Here is a 19,695-nt window from a genome sequence, read left to right on the forward strand (position 1 = left end):
CTGCGCTTATAGCCGTAACAGGAAGCCGATCCGTTTACACGGATCCCGCGGACCAAAGCCGAACTTGATGCTGTCTAGGCGACGCCGCAGCCAAGACCTATGGCGTAAGGCGACGTATTCTTCAATCAGTTCACGCTCGGCCGCCGGTAGCGACGGCCCCAGCATTTCCGCCACAGCTGCTGCCTGATCAAAACGCTGGTTTAGGAAAGCCCGGTATTTCTGGTGCCTCATGTCAGATCTGTTGTGCAGCCGGGCCAGCAGTTGTTGAAGTAGGTTCCATCGGCTGGCTCCAACATCATTACCACCATGCTGGCGATAATCGATCAGCGCCTCCGGAATGACGGCGACATGTCCAGTGAAAGTGCAGCACAGGGCCAGCCACCAATCATGCATGATGGCCTTGTCCGGGATGGGTAAGCACTGGCGGCGTGCGGCGGCGTTGATGCCCATGGCGCAGCCCGTGACGACATTTTCCATCAGCAGATGGCGCGGATGCAGCCCGGCTTCGATATCCAGGCCCTGGAAGGCCCACAGGCTGGGATGGTGCACCGCCAGATCGGCATCGACGACACGCAGGTCGCAGAAGGCCAGGCAAGGGCGCTCCGTGCTGTGCTCGCTTTCCAATGCCCGCAAACTCTCCAGAGTGCGGGCCACCTTTGTCGGGTGCCAATGGTCATCCTGATCCGCGAACAACACATAATTGGCATCGCTGGCGGCCAAAAGCCGGGCGAAGTTCGGGCAGGCTCCCCCGGCGCGAGTCGGGAAGGTCAGTATATGGGCGCGATCATTTCCAAATCGTGTGGCCCACTCGCGCAGAAGGTCGGGCGTGTCGTCCGTCGACCCATCATCGCTGATCAATACGCGGAACCCAGCATGTGTTTGCGCCTCCAGCGAGGCCAGCAGGGCCGGCAGATAAGAGGCCCCATTATAGGTGGCGAGCAGGATATCGACTGAACCGGTCATGCAAAGCTCCGCCAGGGGCAATCAGGGCAGAAACGGCCGCCGTAGGGTCGCCGCAAGCTGTGCGGTAACAGCCCGGAGATGACCATCCACGACGAGGCCAAGGCAACAGGTAAATGCAAAGCCCAGCAACCCTTGCCAAAGAACATGCCATCCTCCAGCTGTCACGTTCTGCTCTATCAACAGGAAACAACCGGCCAGCACGGCTAGCGCCGGCAGCAGCTTCACGGTCGTGGCGCCTCGCACGCCCCCGAACCACATCAGCAGCAGTGCATCAACCGTCACACGAATGGTCCAGGCCCAGGCTGCCCCCAGGGCGCCGAACCAGTCGACCAGCAGCCATAGGATACCGATGAAGGGCAGCAACTCAAGCACATGAATGCGCGCAGCCAGATCTGGCCGTCCCCGACCCTGCAGCAGCGACAGTGCGATGAAGGCCAATCCGTTGATCCAGGCGCCCAGAATGAGTACCCGGCCGATGGGCGCCGCCGTGATCGCAAAGTCGGGGCTGATCCACAGGCTGAGGAAGGGGCCGACTAAGAACAGACCTGCCGCACAGCAGGCCCCGAAGAGGTAGGCTAGTGCCACCGTGGCGCGGGCGGCGAGATCACAGGCGTCTTGTTCCTCATACCGCGCAAAACGGGGGAACAACGCACGCGATAGGGCCGCGGCCACGATCTGCATCCGTGTTGCTAGGTTCATGGGCACTGCGTAATATGCGATGGCACCGGCGCCGGATTTAGCACCCAGCACGAACTGATCGATGGAACTCAGAATGGGGCTAACAACGTTGGTGACGGTAGCCCAGGCGCCGTACTGGAACAGGGACTGGCCCGCTTTGCGGTCATAGCGGTATAACCGCAACCGCTCCGACCGGGCCAGCACGAAGAACAGCACGAGAAGGGCTATTAGGCGGACACCAAAGGCTACCGGCAGCACCATGTCCAGGCTTGGCGAGATGAAGGCTGCTGCCAGCGCCGGCATGACCTGGCCGCAGATCAGAGCGGAGGTCTGCAAAATGTTGGCGGCCAGGAAACGCTCGCGCGCTTCTAGCGCACCGATGCCGACACCGGTCAGCAGGGCCAGCGGCAACATGCAGCCGATCCAAGGCAGGCTGGACTCTACCTCCGCCCAGACGCTAGGGGCCAATCCGAAGACCCGCTCAAACAGGATCCCAGTCCCAAGATAGATCACCAAACCACCCACCAGCCCCAGGCTGGTATTGATGTAAAGTGCCGACATCAGGACGCGCCCGCGCTCAATCGCGGGGGCATGGGCCAACCGCGCCAGGGCGTGCGCGGATGCGCGCGACAGCCCGAAATCCAAAAAGCCTAGATAGCCCAGCAGAATCCATACAACGGAAAGAACGCCATAGCGTTCGACCCCCATATGATGGATATAAATCGGGACCGTCACTAAGGACGAAACGATCGGCAGTGCCATGCCCACAAGGTTGAAGAAGAAATTCTTCTTCATGCTTCTTTGTTCCAATCGTTCAGTCCCTGCTCGCGTCCCCCTGATGAAGCCACTGTTGGTACTGCCGGGCTTTCATCGCTGTAGAAAAGCATGCCTCCGGGGGTAGAAGCGGCGGCTTTTCTCACGCCGTGTATGGCACGTCAAGCCGCATCACGGCAGGTCCCTATAGTCGATGCGCTGGAAGTTGAAGGCTATGCGGAACACCATGCCAATGCGGTCCCACTGTCCTCGGCGCATGCGATTGGCAATCGTGATCAGCAGTCCAGCCATGACCGTGGGCATCGCATAGGGAAAGTGCCGCCAGGTGATCCGCAACCGGTTGCGGATATTATAGAAATCGGCCAACAGGCTGATATCCTGCCGCTTGCCGCCGGTTGACCCGCCTTCCTTATGATACACAATGGCACCAGGAGCATAGCCCAGCGCGAAACGGCCCCGGCCCTTCCGGCAATAATCGACCTCTTCCAGATAAAGGAAGTAGCTGGCATCCATCAGCCCGATCTGCTCCAGCCAGGGGCGGCTGATCAGCATGGCGGCACCTACTACAAAGTCCAGCCGTGTGCCGGCAAAACCGGCGGCCTCCGCCACGGGTTGCGCATGCCCGATCAGGCGGACCATCCCTGTCCACCGATTATACTGCGCGCCGCCTGCCGCTTGCATAATGCAGGGGCGGTCATGATAGGCGAGGGTGGAGCCGATGATACCCTGGTCCGGGTGGGCAGCAGCATGTGATAGCACTTGCGACAGTGCATCTGGGGCCACTTCGGTATCATTGTTCAGGACCCAGCAATGGGTCATCGCCGGATCGCAAAGGGCCAGCCGAAGGCCGACATTGTTGCCACCGGCATAGCCGTGGTTACCGGCGTTGCGGATCAGAACGGCGCGGGTCGCTACTGCCGTCACTGCGACATCTGCCTCTGACAGCTCTGTCCAGTCATCGCCGAACCGATCCCGCAGCGCGGTGCGTAGCCGGGGCAGGGAATCATTCGGCGACGCATTATCACATACGGCGAGGCACCAGCCGGTTTCTGACATGGCAAGAAGACTGTCGATACAGCAGATAGTATCCTCCACCCCTTTCCAGTTCAGGAGAACGATCCAAACCGGACGCTTCGGAGCAGCCATGTTTCACCTTTGCGACGCTAAGGGTTAGGGATAGACCGTGCCCCTTGGTGCCGTCAACGCACATCCTGGTTCCGCGTCGCAGCATTCTCTCGAATCAAAGGGTCTTTTCTCTGCCATTTCGCGGAGCTGCGGCGCTTCGATGGTCGTCATGCTGGGATACGCTGTATCCGGTCATTTTCACTGCCGAGTTGTTGCAGAAAAGCAACAGTCAGGCCAATGGAAAAATAATACTGCGAAATCAATAAGTTGTTCGTCATTCTTCAAGCAGCTCAGATCAACAGCGACCTCATGTTAGTGAGTTGCTGAACATTTGTGAATCCGCCATATCGCTTTCGCCAAATTGCCTCTTGCGCGGCGTGGTTCCCTCGCTTAAAGAACCTAATGCGCAACTCCGGTGCAAATGTTCTTGGTGGTACAGCAAGCGAGCAAATTAACTTTCAGAATGGTCGTTGTTTCCGCGGTGTGCGGTCGACAATCAAGGCCGCACGGTCTTCCAACTGCCATATGCGACCGAGACATCGGTTGCGATTTGCCCTTTGGGCTCGTTGCTGTTGCTAGTTTGAGCAGTTTGTATCGGTCAGGCGCTGTCTAATAGCCAACCCACGGAGAATCCTACGATGGCTGTCAACTCGGGTCTCGTCTTCAACGAGGCTTACTACCTCGCAACGTACACGGATGTGGCCGGCGCTATCGGCAAGCTACAGCCGGATGGCGTTACCCTTTACACCTCTGGCAAGCAGCATTTTGATGCCTACGGCGCAGCTGAGGGCCGCGTTGGATCGCCCCTGTTCGATCTGGCTAAGTACAAGCAGCTGTACGGTGACGAGCTTGATGCTGCTGGCTTGACCTCTGACGCTCAGAAGATCGCGCACTGGAACATGTACGGTGCCGCTGAAGGCCGTGACGGCTTCAAGGCTGGTGTCTTCGATGTGGCCGTATACCGCGCGCTGTATGGTGCGGAACTAGGGGACGCTGGCCTCACCAGCGATGAGCAGCTGCGCGCTCACTTTGTTGAGTACGGTTATCGTGAGGGTCGCCAGGCTTCGGCGTCGTTCGACCCGGCAACCTATCTGGCAGCTAATAGCGATATTGCCGCCGCCGCTTCCTCTGCGAACGGTATATTCGGCCTCAAGGGCAATGCTGCCGCGCTGTACCACTACTACAACTACGGCATTTACGAGGGCCGACCGGGCGCTGCTTCCGGTCCAACGTTCTCCATCAGCCAGTCTACCAATCAGGTTGCTGAAGGCGGCACTATCACTTACACGATCACGTCGTCGATCCCCCTGACCGCAGAGCGGACCTTCACCTGGACCATCGCTGGTGACGATGTTGGCGGCACGGTTGATAAGGCAACGTCTGCAGACTTCAGCGCTGCTTCCGCCGTTGTCACTTTCCCGGTTGGCGTGACGAAGTTTGAATTTACCGTTAGCCCCTCGCTGGACACCGCGAGCGAAAGCCTGGAAGGTTTCAAGCTGAACCTGCTGGACAGCAGCCTGAAGCTGGTTGGCTCGCAGACCGCGATCATCACCGACAACAGCGCCAATGCGCCGCAGTCCAAGACCCTGACCACTGGTGCCGACTCATTCACGACCGGTGCTGGTAACGACACGTTCGATGCGACGACCGCAAACTCGCTGAACACCACCGACACCGTCATTGGTGGTGCCGGCACGGACAGCCTGACGGCGACGATCACCGGCGGCGGCACTCTGCGCCCGACCCTGTCAGGCATTGAAAACATCACCCTGACGGTGAGCTCGGCCGCCGCGACCTTGAATCTGGCTGACAGCACCGGCTATTCCCGCTTGGCTTCGCAGTCCAGCTCGAAGTCGGTGACGTTCGATAACGTTTCCTCCACGGGAACGACGTTTGCGCTGACGAGCGTGACTGCCGAAGGCTTGCGGGCTAACTACACCGCCGGCGCGCTGGCTGGTACTGCCGATGTTGCTGCTGTCACGCTGGATACCGTTTCTAACGGTAGCAGTGACACCTCCCTGACTTTCTCCGTCAACGGCACGACCACCAACACGCTGGAGACGGTTTCGATCACGACCCGTGGTGGTGCATCGACGCTGCAAAGCATCGTGACCACCGACGTGGGCACGAAGACGCTCAACATCGCTGGTGATCAGAACCTGACGGTTGCTAGCTCCTTGACCGCGGCCATCAACGTTGTCAACGCCAGCGGCCTGTCCGGCCAACTGTCGATCACTGGTGCAAACACGACCGGTATGACGATCACGGGCGGTTCCGCCAATGACGTGCTGACCGCCGTCGGCGGTGCCGACAGCATCTCTGGTGGCGCTGGTAATGACAACATCACCGGCGGTGCGGGTGCCAACACCCTGGCCGGTGGTACCGGTGACGACACCGTCACGGGTGGTTCCGGTGCGGACGTTCTGTCGGGTGAGGATGGCGCTGACGTCATCGTTGTTAGCGCTGCTGGTGGCTTGACCACTGAGTATATCAGCGACACCATTTCTGGTGGTGCGGGTGCTGATGCCCTTCGCCTTACCTATGCAGCCGGCAACACCGATACTCTTGATGCCAGCGACTTGGTTTCCAGCCGTATCACGGGCATCGAAACCCTGCAGTTCCGTTTGACCGGTGCTGGGGCCGCAACAACTGTGAATGTTGACGTTTCCGATGCGCTGTTTGGTATCACCACCGACGGCACAGCGGCGCTGAATACGCTGAATATCAACAGCAATGACAGCACGACCGGTCAGAGCATCAAGACGAAGGTTGCTTTTGTGGACACCTCGTCCACATAGACGGTTAATGTCACGCTTGATAGTGATGCGTCGGTGACCGACACCGTTACCGGTGGCGCTGGTAACGACACCATCAATGGTGGCGCTGGCGTTACTGAAGCTGACGAGCTTGATGGTAACGGCGGTACCGACACGCTGGTCTTGGCTGGTGCCACTGTGACCGTTGCTGGTACTAATGCTATCAGCGATATCGAAGTGTTCCAGTTCGGCAGCGGCACGACCGGCCTGACGGGCACCTATGCCTTTACCCATGACGACGACGCGGTGACGTCCGCCGGCACGATCACGGTTAACGGCTCGCTTCTGACCACCGGCACGTTGAACTTCAACGCAAGCGCTGAGGTGACGTCGGGTGTGGTCTTTACCATGACCGGTGGTGGTGGTGCAGACACCCTGACCGGTGGCGCTGGTGCTGATACGATCAATGGTGGTGCTGGCGGCGACAACTTGGACGGCGGTTCCGGCAACGACGTTGTTGATGGTGGTGCCGGCGATGACGAGCTGATCGGTGGTGCTGGCAATGACAGCCTGATCGGCGGCGAAGGCAACGACACCTTCACCTATGCGAGCGAAGCTGCATTCAGCGATGATAGCGGTGCGACCACGTTCTCCGACACGGTCGTCGGTGGTAACGGCACTGCGGATACCCTGAAGTTTACCGGCCTGACCACCCTCTCTGCGGCTCAGTTGGCAAACGTTACGGGTGTGGAAGTCATCGCGCTGGAAAATGCCGGTGCCAACAGCATTGTTCTCACCGATGCCATTCTTGCTGCCAACAGCACGAGCCTGCGCATCGACATTGCTAACGCCAGCACGGTTGATGCGTCTGCTCTGACCAGCGCCAATTCGGTTCTGGTTCAGACCACCACCGCCGGTAACGTATCGGTCACGGGTGGTGCGGGCAACGACGTCGTGCGCTTCAACACCACGGCATCCTTGACGGCTGAAGATGCTGTCAAGCTGGGTTCCGGTACGGCTGATACGATCCAGATCTACAACCGTAGTGGCTACACCGAGGGTACTGGTGTTGCTACCACCGCGGTGCTGGACAGCCTTGTGACGGGCGTTGAGCGTATCGTTGTTAAGGATGTCGGGTCTGACGTTACCGGTGATGGTGACGTGTCGATCACGCTCAATGCTGGCTTCACCGGGTCGTCGCTGACCATCGACGGTAGCGAACTCGACTCCACCAGCGGCGGTCAGGAGACTTTGACTGTCAACGCATCGGCCAACAGCTCGTCTGAAGTTGTGTCGCTGATCGGCGGTCAGGGTAATGACAGCCTGCAGGGCGGTGCTGGTGCGGACACGATCACCGGCGCGCTCGGTGATGACAGCCTGACGGGTAATGCCGGTGCCGACGTGATCAGCGGTGGCGAAGGGAATGACGTCATCACCGCCGGTGCCGGCTCTGACAGTGTCGATGGTGGTGCTGGTGATGACAAGTTTGTGGTCGCTGCGGCCGCGGATTTCACCGGTTTGGCAACGGGTATCGAGACGGTTATCGGGGGCGCTGGTAACGACACCCTGTCCTTCACGGAAGGTGGCGAAACCATCAACTCGACGGACCTTCTGGGTATTTCTAGCATTGAGGTCATCGAGAGCGCTTCTAGCACCCAGACGTCTGGCTTCACGCTCACGCTGACGGACTCTGTTTACACGGCAAACGGTTCCACTTCGCTGCGCATCAATGCTAACGATAGCGGTACGACGGGTGTTACGACCGGTAACGTCGTTATCGCCGCAAGCACTCTGAGCGCTGCGAACAGCGTAACCGTGTCTCGCGTGTTGGACAGCGATAGCGACACCAGTGGTGACAACATTGCCCTGGGTGCCGGTAACGACACCGTCATCTATGACGCCAACGACCTCAGCAACACCATCACCCTGAGCGGTGGTTCGGGCACTGATACGCTTGAACTGACGGCTGGTAGCGGTGGTGCTGTGACGTTGAACTCTGGCGTGACTGGCTTTGAAACCATCAAGTTCACCACCGCGGGCAACACCTACACGCTGACCACCGTTGATGGAAACATCGCTTCTGGTGCGACGCTGACGGTAGATGGTTCTAACCTGACGACCAACCTGACTTTCAACGCCGCAGACGAGTCGAATGGTAAGGTTGTTCTGACCGGTGGTACCGGCGGCGACACCCTGACCGGTGGTTCGGGTGCCGACAGCCTCACCGGTGGTTCGGGTGCCGACAGCCTGACTGGCGGTTCGGGTGCTGACACCATTCTGGGTGGTATCGGCGACGATACGATCGTTGGTGGTGCTGGCGTGGACAGCCTGTCCGGCGGCACCGGTAGTGATCTCTTCGTGTTCACTGCCGTTGCTAACTCCAGCGGTACGACGCTGGACACCGTTACCGACTTCGTCTCCGGTACCGATAAGTTCCAGTTTGCTCTGGATTACTCGTCGTCGGCTGGCGGCGTGCAGGTGAATGCCGGTGTGATCACCAGCGGCGTCGATGGCTTGGCGGCAGCCCAGTCGTCGCTGTCCGGTGAACGCGGTCAGGTGATTTACGATACGGCCAACAGCCGTCTGTATGTCAACGTCAATAACGACAACCTGATCACCTCTCTTGACTACGCGGTCAATGTCAATGCCGGCTCAACTGCGGCATCGACCATCGCGGCGGCTGACGTCCTGTTCTCGATCACGGGCGGTTCGGGTAATGACACCATTACCGGTCACTCGACCATCGACACGATCGTTGGTGGTGACGGCAATGACATCATCACGGGTGGCATCGGCGCAGATAATCTGACCGGTGGTGCAGGCGATGACACTGTGTCCTACGCAGATGTTACCTCGGCAACGAGCCACAGCCTGACGCACCTGTCGGGTGTCGCGGTTAACCTGAGCAGTGCCACTGTGACTGCTGCGACCATTGCAAGTGCAATGGGTGGTACCATCGTTCTCGGTGGTAATGCCGAAAGTGCCGGTACGGACCTCATATCCGGTAGTGCGGGTTACCTCGCTACGACCGCTGCTAACAGCACCACTTCGATGGTTCGCGATACGCTGGCGACCTTTGAGAACATCACCGGTTCCAGCCTTGGCGACTATCTCGCTGGTTCGAGCTCTGCGAATAGCATCAACGGCGGTGGCGGTGCAGACTTCATCACTGCTGGTGCTGGGGCTGATACCCTGACCGGTGGTGAGGGTGCGGATACCGTGATCGGCGGTGATGGTGCGGATACCATCAACCTGAACGAGACCACGGCAGCGGCTGATATCGTCCGTTACACGGCTTCGACCGAGTTCGGTGACACCATCACTTCCTTCGCGTCTGATGCCGGTATCGACGTTATCAACTTCGCCTCGGCGTTGGTCTCTAACGGTACCAACTCCAATACACTGGCGGAGCTTGCGAGCAACGGTACGCTGGGTGCTGACTCGGTGTTCGTCGAAATCACGACTGCCGCTTCGACCGGTGGCGTGGACACGGCCGCAGAGGTGGCAACCTACCTTAACAGCTTCGACACCACTAACGCGGCGTCTGGCGATAAGGTTGTCTTCATCCTTAACGACGGCAGCAACTCCTTTATCTGGTACTGGAACCAGGCGAATGCTGACGGCGGTGCAACTGGCGGTATTGACGAGGGCGAACTGACGCTGATCGCGCAGGTTACCTCGGTTACCGCCTGGGCAAACGGTGATCTGTCGCACAGCTAAGATGGCACTTTTACATCAGAGCCGGCCCGAAAGGGCCGGCTTTTTTCTTTTGTGACTGTTGAAATGTTACATGGAGCGTGGCCGATGGACCTTCTATCTAATTTACTGAAATGATGGGTACCCCATCCCCATTTATCTTTAAGATGTACGAACGCGATTTATGCAAGTTCGAGCTGAAGACGCTGTCTCAAGTCCAAGGAAAAGCCTCATGGGCACCAACATCGCCATTCGCTACCACCCAGATGGCTTCGACACTAATGTATCGAGGCTGATGGGGAGGCAGGCCGCCGGCGAAGGAATGCTTCGGGCCTGGGTTCAACACGCGAATGTTACGCCCTTCATTTGTCATGCAGACAGTGCGGCGATGGCGCGGCATTTTGCCGGGATGGTGAAGTCCTTTGGTGGTGATGCGCCAACGGCCTGGATCGGACTTGAAACGCCGCACCTGTTATCGGGTGTCGGGACGTTGCTATTGCCTGGCCCGGGCGTTGGCATCTCCGCTTGGCAAAGACGCCATACTGGTCAGCGCGGCTATTCCATCATTGGTCTCACGCACACGACGGCGTCGGCCAACGCCATGGACAGCATCGTTGATCTGCTATCGGCACCGGTCCAGCCGTGGGACGCGCTGATCTGCACATCAAGTGCCGTGAAGACAACGGTGCAAGACCTATGGTCCAGTCACGCCGAGTATCTGGCCCAACGGTTCGGGCACGCATCCGACCGGGTCTTGACCACACCACAATTGCCTATCATCCCGCTGGGGGTAGATACGGACGCCTATGCGCCCAATGCCGCATCGCGCAACGCCTGGCGCCAGCGCCTTGGCATTGATCAGGATGACCGCGTGGTGTTGTTTGTTGGCCGGCTGAGTTTTCATGCCAAGGCACATCCCGTGCCGATGTATCAGGCACTAGAAGCCGCTGTTAAAGAAGGGCGTTTCCCGAGTACCGCCAGGGTCCATCTGATTGAGTCTGGCTGGTTTGCCAATGACTTTATTCGTGACGCTTTCGCCGAGATGGCGGCCTTGCACTGCCCATCCGTGGTTCGGCATGTGGTGGATGGACGCCAGTCTGATGTAAGAACATCAATCTGGCATGCGGCAGACATCTTTTGTTCCCTGTCCGACAATATCCAAGAAACTTTTGGGCTTACCCCTATCGAGGCGATGGCAGCCGGCCTGCCGTGCGTGGTTTCAGACTGGGACGGGTATAAGGAGACGGTTCGCGATGGGATTGACGGGTTCCGCGTATCCACCTGGATGCCCAACGCACCGCTTGGCGAGGACCTTGCCCAGCGCCATGCCAATGGCATTGATAATTATGACAGTTACTGCGGACAAGCCTGTCAGTTCGTGGCAGTGGATGTCGCAGCGGTCAGTGAGGCATTTCGACGGCTTTTGACAGAAGATGATCTGAGGCGGCGAATGGGGGCGGCGGCGCGGGAGCGGGCCAAAACTGTTTTTGATTGGCGACACATTATAGCCCAGTACCAAAGCCTTGCGACGGAGCTTTTCGCCATTCGGGCCAATGAGTCGATACCGGAAAGCGCACCATTGCGGCAGGGACAACCATCATGGCCTGCACGATCGGACCCGTTCCGAAGTTTTGGCCATTACCCGACACATAACTTGACCCTCGATACATTAGTCGTGGCATCTGATCCCCGTGGCACGGTCCACCTTGCCGCCTTGCGCGAAGGGCCAATGGTTCGCTATGCAGAGCGTGCGTTACCCGATATTCAGGATTGCCACGCATTTCTGGAGATGTTGGCCAGCCATGGGAGGCCGGTGTCCGCAGGAACGCTGATTAACCAACTCCCGCCAGAGCGTCGCGGTATTGCATTTCGTGGGTTGGTCTGGTTGGCCAAATTTAATCAGGTTCGCCTTATTGCGCCAAGTGCAGGAAAGACCTCGTGAATGGATATTCTCTTCGTGCACCAGAATTTTCCCGGGCAGTTTAAACATCTTGTCCCAGCGATGGTGCGTAATGGGCACAGGGTAAAGGCGTTGGCCATTGATGGCCACGACGTGCCCGGCGTTGAGTGCGTGCGTTATAAGCCGTCACGCGGTAGCTCCGCGACCGTGCACCCCTGGGGTGTTGATTTTGAGACGAAGTTGATTCGTGGGGAGTCTGCTGCCGCGGCGGCAGAACGGCTACGCGATCAGGGCTACCGCCCCGATATAATTGTGGGCCATCCCGGCTGGGGAGAGATGCTGTTTCTGAAGGATGTGTGGAGCGAAGTACCGCAGCTTCACTTCCTGGAGTTCTTTTACGCCGCTGGTGGTACGGATGTGGGATTTGATCCCGAATTCACTTCTAACGACTGGCGGGCAACTGCGCGTGTGCGTGCGAAGAACGCGAACGGCCTGCTGAACCTGGAAGCCATGACTGCGGGCTATAGTCCCACCGTATGGCAACGGCAATCTTATCCGTTCTTCGCGCAGGATCGGATCGATGTCATCCATGACGGCATCGACACAGATGCGCTGACACCGGACGGTGGTGCCTCGCTGACTGTCGGCGATGGAAGCTTTACGCTTCGCCCGGGCATGCAGGTGGTCACATTCATCAATCGCAACCTGGAACCCTATCGTGGATATCACAGCTTCATGCGGGCCCTTCCAGAAATGCAGCGCCGCTGCCCGGATGCGCTATTCGTTTTAATCGGCGGCGACGGTGTTTCCTATGGTGCCAAGGCACCGGAGGGAACAAGTTGGAAGAATATTTTCCTCAATGAAGTTCGAGAGCACATCGACCTCTCGCGCGTGGCCTTTGTCGGCAATGTCGCTTACCCCGTGTTCAAGGCCCTGATGCAAATCACTGCTGCGCATGTCTACCTTACCTATCCTTTCGTACTTAGTTGGTCGTTGCTTGAGGCAATGGCCTGTGGTGCGCCAATCATTGGGTCAGCCACACCGCCTGTGCAGGAAGTGATCCTTAACGGACGCAATGGCTTGCTGGTTGATTTCTTTGACTATAGTGAAATTGCCGCGCAGGTTGCCAATGTGGTCAATCACCCAACGCGGTATCTGGATATGCGGGCGGCGGGCCGGCAGACGGTGGTCGAGAAATATGATCTGACCCGCATCTGCTTGCCGCGCCAGATCGGCTTGATTGAGAAAGTGGCGCGAGGCGTGTAACCCCACTATTGCCGCACAAGAGCGGCCACTGTATTACCAATCAACGGTTTGAGTTTACACACTGAGGGGCGGCAACGGGATGACGAACAACTGGTCGGCAGGCTATGTGTCGGAGATCAACTATACCTACGGGTTCTATAGAGAGCTGACGCCTGCCATTTTATCCTTATGTGCTCTCACGCGAGGACAATCCGCGCCTGATGTTACAGCCCCTCTCAATTATTGCGAGCTTGGCTGTGGACAAGGCGTATCCACCAATATTCTCGCCGCCGCAAATCCCAACATTCAGTTTGTCGCCACGGATTTCAATCCCTCTCAGATCATCGGCGCTCAAACACTAGCGCGTGACGCTGGAACCACTAATGTCCGTTTCTTGGACAGTAGTTTTGCAGAAATGGTGGGGCGTAGCGACCTCCCGGATTTCGATATTGTCGCTTTGCATGGTATATATAGCTGGATTAGTCCAGAAAATCGTTACAACATCGTCGAGTTCATCCGGAAGCGGCTGAAACCTGGTGGATTGGTTTATATTTCCTATAACACGCTTCCCGGTTGGGCATCGGCGATGCCGCTTCGGCGGCTGTTCGTGGATACGGCCGCCGAGCGTGGCGGACCGATCCTAGATAAGATTGACCAAGCACTGGTCTTCGCGCAATCACTGGCCGACAGTAAGGCGCGGTATTTCGCCGCTAATCCGGGTATTCTGGACCGATTAGGGAAGATCAAGGATCAACCCCGTTCCTACCTTGCGCATGAGTATTTTAATCGTGATTGGACGCCATTCTATTTCAACGACGTTGTTGATGAACTGTCTGCTGCTAAACTTTCATGGGTTGCGTCAGCGCAGCTATTGGACGCGGTTGACGCCCTCAATCTGACGCATGACCAGCAGAAGTTTTTGGCCAGCATTGGGGGTGTTGAGCGGCGAGAGGGGGTGCGCGACTTCCTTGTCAATCAGCAGTTCCGCCGAGACCTGTTTGCAAAAGGGACGTTGCCGCTATCCCAAGCAGATGTCCGCGACCGTTGGATGAATATGCGGTTGGTATTGTCGGCTCCGCGCGCTTCCCTACCAATGAAAGTTACAGGTGGCTTGGGGGAAATAAATCTGCAACAAGAGGTCTACGCCCCCCTTGCCGATGTTCTGGCTGAGGGGCCCATTGAGTTCAAGCAGTTGCTTAGTGACCCTCGGACGCAGGCCCTTGGCTTCCAACGGTTGCAACAGGCGGTGACAATATTGTCAGGTGCCGCTTTAGTTCAGCCTTGCCTCGACGCTGCGGGATTGGAAAGTCGCAAGGTCGCCACAGATCGGTTCAACACCGTAGTAATCAATCGCGCTCGATCTTCAGCAGAACTCAACTTCCTGGCTTCGCCAGTGACGGGCGGCGGCGTGAGTGTGGATCGGTTGGTGCAGCTATTCTTGTTAGCGCGCAAGTCGGGAGACTCCGATCCGGTGGCCTTTGTGTGGCGGATACTTTCAGATCTGGGACAAAGGCTCATCAAGAATGGTGTCACCTTGCATAGTGCGGAAGAAAATCTGGCTGATCTGGCAGAGCGACACGCTGTCTTTGAGAAAGAGCATCTGCCATCCTACCAGTTGTTAGGCCTCGTGTGACAATCACCCATGCCGGATGTACCTTCCCCAGTTGTCGCCAAGCAGATCGACGTCACCTACCTCACCGATGAGGATAGGCTTTTACTGACTGTACGCGGTTCCGAAGGCAGTTGTGCATTCTGGCTGACCCGCCGGCTGTGTTCAGGATTGCTGAAAGGCCTAGCCGACATCCTGACTCGTACCTCTAGCTTGTTGTCTCGGGCTCCTTCCGACTCTCGTACTCAGATTTTGATGTTTGAGCATGCGGAGGCATTGTTGCGGCAAAATGCAGCAGGAGCCCCGGGGGAGGCTCCTGCGCTCAGAGCGCCCGTAGAACCATCACCGAACAACACTGTTCACTTAGTACAAATAATCGACCTTTCAGCAAAGGGGGATACGATTCGTTTCTCACTTCTGGCCGGGGGGATTTGCTATGCAGTTCTCCCCCTTTCTCGGGACAATGCCCATCAACTGGCTGGCATGCTTTTCAATAAGGCTCAACATGCGGGCTGGGCGCTTGACGATTGCGCGTGGATTGATTGCCGCAGTCAGGTCATCCTGCCGGTGGGGACCTCTCCGAACTGATGCTGCGTTGTCGCCTTTAATAACTACAGCAACTCACTGATGTTGCGTTGCCATAGCGACAGGGGTAAAGTGCAACCTGGTATCCCGACCCCGTGCCTATTCAGGGTGGCGTCCAGGGATTGACCCTTGTCAGGCGAGTACCATGAGAATCCCGGTTACCAAACGCCCCGCAGGCGCTCCCTCTCCGCTGCGGCAAGCGCTTCAGAAGTCGGCCCGTGCCTTTGGCTTTGTTGGCGTCTTCAGTTTTTTCGTTAACCTGCTGATGCTGGCATCGCCCATCTACATGCTGCAGGTTTATGACCGCGTGCTGACGGCCCGCAGCGAAGCGACGCTGCTCTACATCAGCTTGATCATCGCGGCCATGATGATGGTCATGGCACTGCTGGAGGTGATCCGGTCGCGCGTGCTGGTGCGTGTCAGCAGCAAAATGGATCAGACCCTGGGGACGAAAGTCTTCGATGCGATCTTTGCGTTGAACCTGCGTGCGCCGGCGGCGAACCGCAGCCAGTCTTTGCGCGATCTGGATACTGTTCGTCAGTTTGTTACCTCGCAGGGGCCATTTGCATTCTTTGATTCCCCCTGGGCACCGATTTTCATTGGTATCGTCTGCTTGATGCACCCGTTGCTGGGCCTTGTGGCGCTGGGTGGCGCGCTTGTTTTGTTCGCGCTTGCCTGGGCGACCGAGGTGGTGACGAAAAAGCCGTTGTCAGAGGCCAATGGCCATGGCCTGCGGGCAACCGCCTTTGCCGAAGCCAGCCTGAAGAACAGCGAAGTGCTGGCCGCCATGGGCATGCTGCCCGGCATTCGCCGCCGCTGGCGGATGAGCCAGGATAAGGCCATGTTGCTGCAATCCATCGCCAGTGACAATGCCGGCCTGATCAGCGCCATGACCAAGTTCACCCGTATGTTCGTTCAGTCGGCCATCCTGGGCATGGGTGCCTATCTGGCGCTGGAAAATGAAATCACGCCGGGTGTCATGATTGCCGCGTCGATCATCATGGGTCGTGGTTTGGCACCGGTCGAACAGGCCATCGGTTCATGGAAAATGTTCGTCAGTGCGCGTGGTGCCTATACCCGCCTGAACGAATTGCTGCTCGCGTTCGATAATGACAAGGAAACGATGGAATTGCCGCCGCCGCAGGGTAACCTGTCGGTCGAACGTGTCGTCGCCGTGCCGCCGGGGGGCAGCAACCCCACCATTAAGGGCGTGAGCTTTGCCCTGAATGCGGGTGAGTCGTTGGCGCTTGTCGGCCCAAGCGCTGCGGGCAAGTCCACGCTGGCCCGGTTGCTGGTCGGCGTCTGGGCCCCGAGCAATGGATCGGTGCGTCTGGATGGTGCCGACGTTTATGCCTGGAAGCATGAAAGCCTGGGGCCGCATATCGGTTACCTGCCCCAGGATGTTGAGATTTTTGACGGCACCATCAAAGAGAATATCGCCCGTTTCGGGCCGGTAGACCCGACGAAGGTAGTTGAGGCCGCCCAGTTGGCCGGCGTGCATGAAATGATCCTGCGCCTACCGGAAGGGTACGACACGTTGATCGGCCCCGGCGGCATCGCCCTGTCGGGCGGTCAGCGTCAGCGGTTGGGTTTAGCCCGTGCGGTTTACGACAACCCGCGCTTCATCGTGCTGGACGAGCCCAATTCCAATCTCGACAGCGACGGGGAAAATGCGCTGGTCCAAGGGCTGATGAAGCTGAAGGAACTGAAGGCCACGGTCGTGCTGATCTCGCACCGGCCAAGCGTTATGAACCATGTCGATAAGATATTGGTTCTGCGCGATGGCTTGGTGGAGATGTTTGGACCCAAGCAAGAAGTGCTGGCCCGTCTGACCCGCCCTGTGGCACAGCCGCACCAGGTTCAGCAGCAGCAACCGCAGCCGGCTCCCGGTCAGATCGCCCCTTCCGCCGGCATGAGCGCCTGATTGAGCGCCGCTGGTCGACCCGCATCGAAAGTGTCGAACATGATGAAACTTCTGACCGCCAAAACCGCTCTTCCGGCGTTGCCGGAAGGCGGTGAAATTCCCCAACCGCCCACGGACGAAATGCCCGTGGTGCGCAATGGCCTTCTTCTAATCGCGGTGGCGTTCGGAAGCCTGATCCTTTGGTCGTTGGTTGCACCCATCGCCAAGGGCGTTGTGGCCCCGGGTCTGGTCGGTGCCGATAGCAACCGCAAGATCATCCAGCATCTTGAAGGGGGTATTGTTTCCGATATCCTGGTTCGTGATGGTACCGTGGTGAAGGCGGGTGATGTTTTGCTGCGCCTGGACGAGGTCACCTCTCAGGCACAGCGCGACGTGCTTTATGGCCAATTCCTAACGGCAAAGGCCCAGGAAGCCCGGTTCATTGCCGAACGTGACCAGTTGAAGGCGATCAACTTTCCCCAGGAACTGCAAGGGCCGGGCGATAACGGGCGTAACGCCGCCATTCGTCAGTCCGAACAGGAAATCTTCAATTCCCGTCGCGATGCCATCAAGGGCCAGCTTTCGATCCTTGACCAACGTGTTAAACAGTTGGAAGAGCAGAGTAAGGGGCTTGCGGCTCAGGTTGCAGCGAATACTCAGCAGATCACCCTGATTGATGGTGAGCTTGAAGGGCTACAGCAGCTCTTTGAAAAAGGCTATGCGTCCAAGACCCGATTGCTTGAGCTGCAACGCCGTCGTGCAGAGCTGGACGGTGACCGTGGTAACTATGAGGGCGAGATTGCCCGGAACAAGGTTGCCAGCGGCGAGGCCCGGTTGCAGGCGATCCAGGTTCGTAAGCAGTTTGAGGAAGATGTCGCCAAGGGGCTGGCCGAAGCGCAAGCCAAGGTCTTCGATCTTCAGGACCGACTGACCAGTGCCGTTGACGTTCTTCAGCGTCGTGAGGTCAAGGCCCCGACGGACGGCATCATCGTCAATTCGCGCGTTCATACGGTGGGCGGTGTGGTCCGTAGTGGTGACCCGCTGATGGAATTGGTCCCCACCAACGATGACCTGATTATCGAGGCCATGGTTTCCCCGCTGGATGTGGATGTCGCCACCCCCGGTATGGAGGCGGAGGTTAAGTTCTCTGCCCTTTCCATTCGCAACATCCCGATGTTGCTCGGGACCGTGGAAACCGTGGCGGCCGACGCAACCACGGACCAGCATGGTAACCGCTATTTCATGGCCCGTGTTCGGGTCAGCAAGGATCAGTTGACGCTGCTGGGTGATCAGAAGCTGGTTTCCGGCATGCCGGCCGACGTGTTGATCAAGGCCGGTGAGCGCACGATCATCGAGTATATGTTGAAGCCGCTGACCGACAGCTTCTTCAAGGCGTTTAAGGAAACCGATTAACGGTGGAGGACGGAGCATGATCCCCGATCAGGGCGGCTCCGGTCTTATCTGGCGCATCCAGGCGGCCCCGCGTGATCTGGCGCGGGGTATTGCTGAATGCGACCTGCCGGCCAATTGTCTGGTGATACCGGACGCAACCTGGCAGGGCATTGTTCCGGATGCGGCCTATGTCGAATGCCCGACATATTTTCTGGAGGATAAAGCCGGCTTCGTGGCGCTGCTGGCCTTTTTCGTGGTGAACTCCCTGCGTTTCCGGCTTTACGCCCGTGCTATGCAGGGGGAGGCGGAGGGCTTGCTGATGGCCTATCCGCGTCTGGATGACGCCACGATGAATATGCTGCGCCATTTCGATCCGCGTTCGGCCCAGCAGATCAGTGAGCTTTGGCAGCGGCTGGAGGCGTTTCTGGGCCGTATCGCGTTACCGGAACCGCCGGAGCCGGGGCTGTTGTAGCCGGTCGAAAAAGGTGCGCTTCCCAATGGGGAGCCCCATTTTCATTTATCTAACAATAATGCGCGGCAGCCGGTCGATGGGCGTCAGGGTGACGCGGCGGAACAGGGTTTCCGCACCTTCCGACTGAAACTGGATACGGCCCTTGGTCAGGGCGGTGCGGCTGCCATCGTCGTTTAGCACTGATAGGTCGCGCAACTCCATGACTGGCACGCCATTGACTGTCAATCGGCATTGAAGTTTGGCTCTGACTCAATATTGATGAAATTCGGGATTCCTCTGGAGCGGGTTTTCCATAGGGATCAGCATGATGCGCTCAGGCTTACCACACTTAATGTTCGACGTTGCGGGGATGGCCATCAATGACATCACCGACGATGATGGAATTGTGAGGCTCACCATCAGCCCGGTCACGGCGATGAGCGCCTGTCCCGGATGCGGAACGCGGTCTGGTCGGATCCATAGCCGATATCATCGGCGGCTGGCGGACCTGCCGACAACCGGTCGGCGTGTTGAGCTTGTGCTACGGGCACGCCGGTTTTTCTGCGATGTGTCAATCAGCATTGAAGTTTGGCTCTGACGCAGTTTTGGTGAAGAGCC

General features: G+C 58.2%; 14 protein-coding genes. 10 read left to right on the forward strand and 4 right to left on the reverse strand.

What is annotated here, in order from left to right:
- Positions 1–6 precede the first annotated feature (6 nt).
- From C0V82_RS21945 to C0V82_RS21955, 3 genes are all read right to left on the reverse strand, one after another.
- Complete coding sequence (locus C0V82_RS21945; protein ID WP_102114593.1) at positions 7–963, reverse strand: glycosyltransferase family 2 protein; 957 nt, start codon at positions 961–963, stop codon at positions 7–9.
- A 21-nt stretch (positions 964–984) separates the two neighbouring features.
- A complete protein-coding gene (locus C0V82_RS21950; RefSeq protein ID WP_102114594.1) occupies positions 985–2,436 on the reverse strand; it encodes a flippase in 1,452 nt (483 codons plus the stop codon).
- A 150-nt stretch (positions 2,437–2,586) separates the two neighbouring features.
- A complete protein-coding gene (locus tag C0V82_RS21955) occupies positions 2,587–3,561 on the reverse strand; it encodes a glycosyltransferase family 2 protein (RefSeq protein WP_102114595.1) in 975 nt (324 codons plus the stop codon).
- 617 nt (positions 3,562–4,178) lie between these two features.
- On the opposite strand from C0V82_RS21955, the gene C0V82_RS21960 reads away from it, so the two are divergent.
- The 9 genes from C0V82_RS21960 to C0V82_RS21995 all read left to right on the forward strand — a co-directional run bounded on the left by C0V82_RS21960 (position 4,179) and on the right by C0V82_RS21995 (position 19,098).
- Positions 4,179–6,338: a calcium-binding protein gene (locus tag C0V82_RS21960; RefSeq protein ID WP_102114596.1), complete on the forward strand. Its 2,160-nt coding sequence runs from the start codon at positions 4,179–4,181 to the stop codon at positions 6,336–6,338.
- 33 nt (positions 6,339–6,371) lie between these two features.
- Entirely contained in the window at positions 6,372–10,016 is a 3,645-nt protein-coding gene (locus C0V82_RS21965) for a beta strand repeat-containing protein (protein ID WP_102114597.1), read from the forward strand.
- 208 nt (positions 10,017–10,224) lie between these two features.
- Complete coding sequence (locus C0V82_RS21970; protein ID WP_158660136.1) at positions 10,225–11,934, forward strand: glycosyltransferase family 4 protein; 1,710 nt, start codon at positions 10,225–10,227, stop codon at positions 11,932–11,934.
- The gene (locus C0V82_RS21975) at positions 11,935–13,158 is read left to right on the forward strand and encodes a glycosyltransferase family 4 protein (protein ID WP_102114599.1); all 1,224 of its coding nucleotides are present in this window, start codon (positions 11,935–11,937) and stop codon (positions 13,156–13,158) included. It begins immediately after the preceding gene.
- A 79-nt stretch (positions 13,159–13,237) separates the two neighbouring features.
- Positions 13,238–14,770 carry a methyltransferase regulatory domain-containing protein gene (locus C0V82_RS21980; protein WP_102114600.1) on the forward strand — a complete coding sequence of 511 codons (1,533 nt, stop codon included), beginning with the start codon at positions 13,238–13,240 and terminating at the stop codon, positions 14,768–14,770.
- A 9-nt stretch (positions 14,771–14,779) separates the two neighbouring features.
- On the forward strand, positions 14,780–15,334 hold the full coding sequence (locus tag C0V82_RS27120) for a hypothetical protein (protein ID WP_158660137.1): 555 nt from the start codon (positions 14,780–14,782) through the stop codon (positions 15,332–15,334).
- Between the two features lie 142 nt (positions 15,335–15,476).
- Positions 15,477–17,255: a type I secretion system permease/ATPase gene (locus C0V82_RS21985; protein ID WP_102114601.1), complete on the forward strand. Its 1,779-nt coding sequence runs from the start codon at positions 15,477–15,479 to the stop codon at positions 17,253–17,255.
- Positions 17,256–18,647 (forward strand): HlyD family type I secretion periplasmic adaptor subunit, encoded by a 1,392-nt coding sequence (locus C0V82_RS21990; RefSeq protein WP_158660138.1) that lies wholly within the window; start codon positions 17,256–17,258, stop codon positions 18,645–18,647.
- Positions 18,648–18,663: 16 nt separating this feature from the next.
- Entirely contained in the window at positions 18,664–19,098 is a 435-nt protein-coding gene (locus C0V82_RS21995; protein ID WP_102114603.1) for a hypothetical protein, read from the forward strand.
- Positions 19,099–19,143: 45 nt separating this feature from the next.
- Here the strand turns inward: C0V82_RS21995 and C0V82_RS27125 are convergent, their stop codons facing one another.
- Entirely contained in the window at positions 19,144–19,299 is a 156-nt protein-coding gene (locus C0V82_RS27125) for a hypothetical protein (protein ID WP_158660139.1), read from the reverse strand.
- 214 nt (positions 19,300–19,513) lie between these two features.
- On the opposite strand from C0V82_RS27125, the gene C0V82_RS27595 reads away from it, so the two are divergent.
- Positions 19,514–19,675, forward strand: coding sequence for a transposase family protein (locus C0V82_RS27595; RefSeq protein ID WP_425438292.1), 162 nt, complete (start codon positions 19,514–19,516; stop codon positions 19,673–19,675).
- Positions 19,676–19,695 lie beyond the last annotated feature (20 nt).

It is taken from the genome of Niveispirillum cyanobacteriorum, from assembly GCF_002868735.1.
Taxonomy (GTDB): domain Bacteria; phylum Pseudomonadota; class Alphaproteobacteria; order Azospirillales; family Azospirillaceae; genus Niveispirillum; species Niveispirillum cyanobacteriorum.

Bases quoted from the DNA above. Each gene is read 5' to 3' on its own strand.
- C0V82_RS21945 (WP_102114593.1), bottom strand. From the start codon at position 963: ATGACCGGTTCAGTCGATATCCTGCTCGCCACCTATAATGGGGCCTCT.
- C0V82_RS21980 (WP_102114600.1), top strand. From the start codon at position 13,238: ATGACGAACAACTGGTCGGCAGGCTATGTGTCGGAGATCAACTATACC.
- C0V82_RS21975 (WP_102114599.1), top strand. From the start codon at position 11,935: ATGGATATTCTCTTCGTGCACCAGAATTTTCCCGGGCAGTTTAAACAT.
- C0V82_RS27125 (WP_158660139.1), bottom strand. From the start codon at position 19,299: ATGGAGTTGCGCGACCTATCAGTGCTAAACGACGATGGCAGCCGCACC.
- C0V82_RS21995 (WP_102114603.1), top strand. From the start codon at position 18,664: ATGATCCCCGATCAGGGCGGCTCCGGTCTTATCTGGCGCATCCAGGCG.
- C0V82_RS21985 (WP_102114601.1), top strand. From the start codon at position 15,477: ATGAGAATCCCGGTTACCAAACGCCCCGCAGGCGCTCCCTCTCCGCTG.
- C0V82_RS21950 (WP_102114594.1), bottom strand. From the start codon at position 2,436: ATGAAGAAGAATTTCTTCTTCAACCTTGTGGGCATGGCACTGCCGATC.
- C0V82_RS27120 (WP_158660137.1), top strand. From the start codon at position 14,780: ATGCCGGATGTACCTTCCCCAGTTGTCGCCAAGCAGATCGACGTCACC.
- C0V82_RS21955 (WP_102114595.1), bottom strand. From the start codon at position 3,561: ATGGCTGCTCCGAAGCGTCCGGTTTGGATCGTTCTCCTGAACTGGAAA.
- C0V82_RS21970 (WP_158660136.1), top strand. From the start codon at position 10,225: ATGGGCACCAACATCGCCATTCGCTACCACCCAGATGGCTTCGACACT.
- C0V82_RS27595 (WP_425438292.1), top strand. From the start codon at position 19,514: ATGAGCGCCTGTCCCGGATGCGGAACGCGGTCTGGTCGGATCCATAGC.
- C0V82_RS21960 (WP_102114596.1), top strand. From the start codon at position 4,179: ATGGCTGTCAACTCGGGTCTCGTCTTCAACGAGGCTTACTACCTCGCA.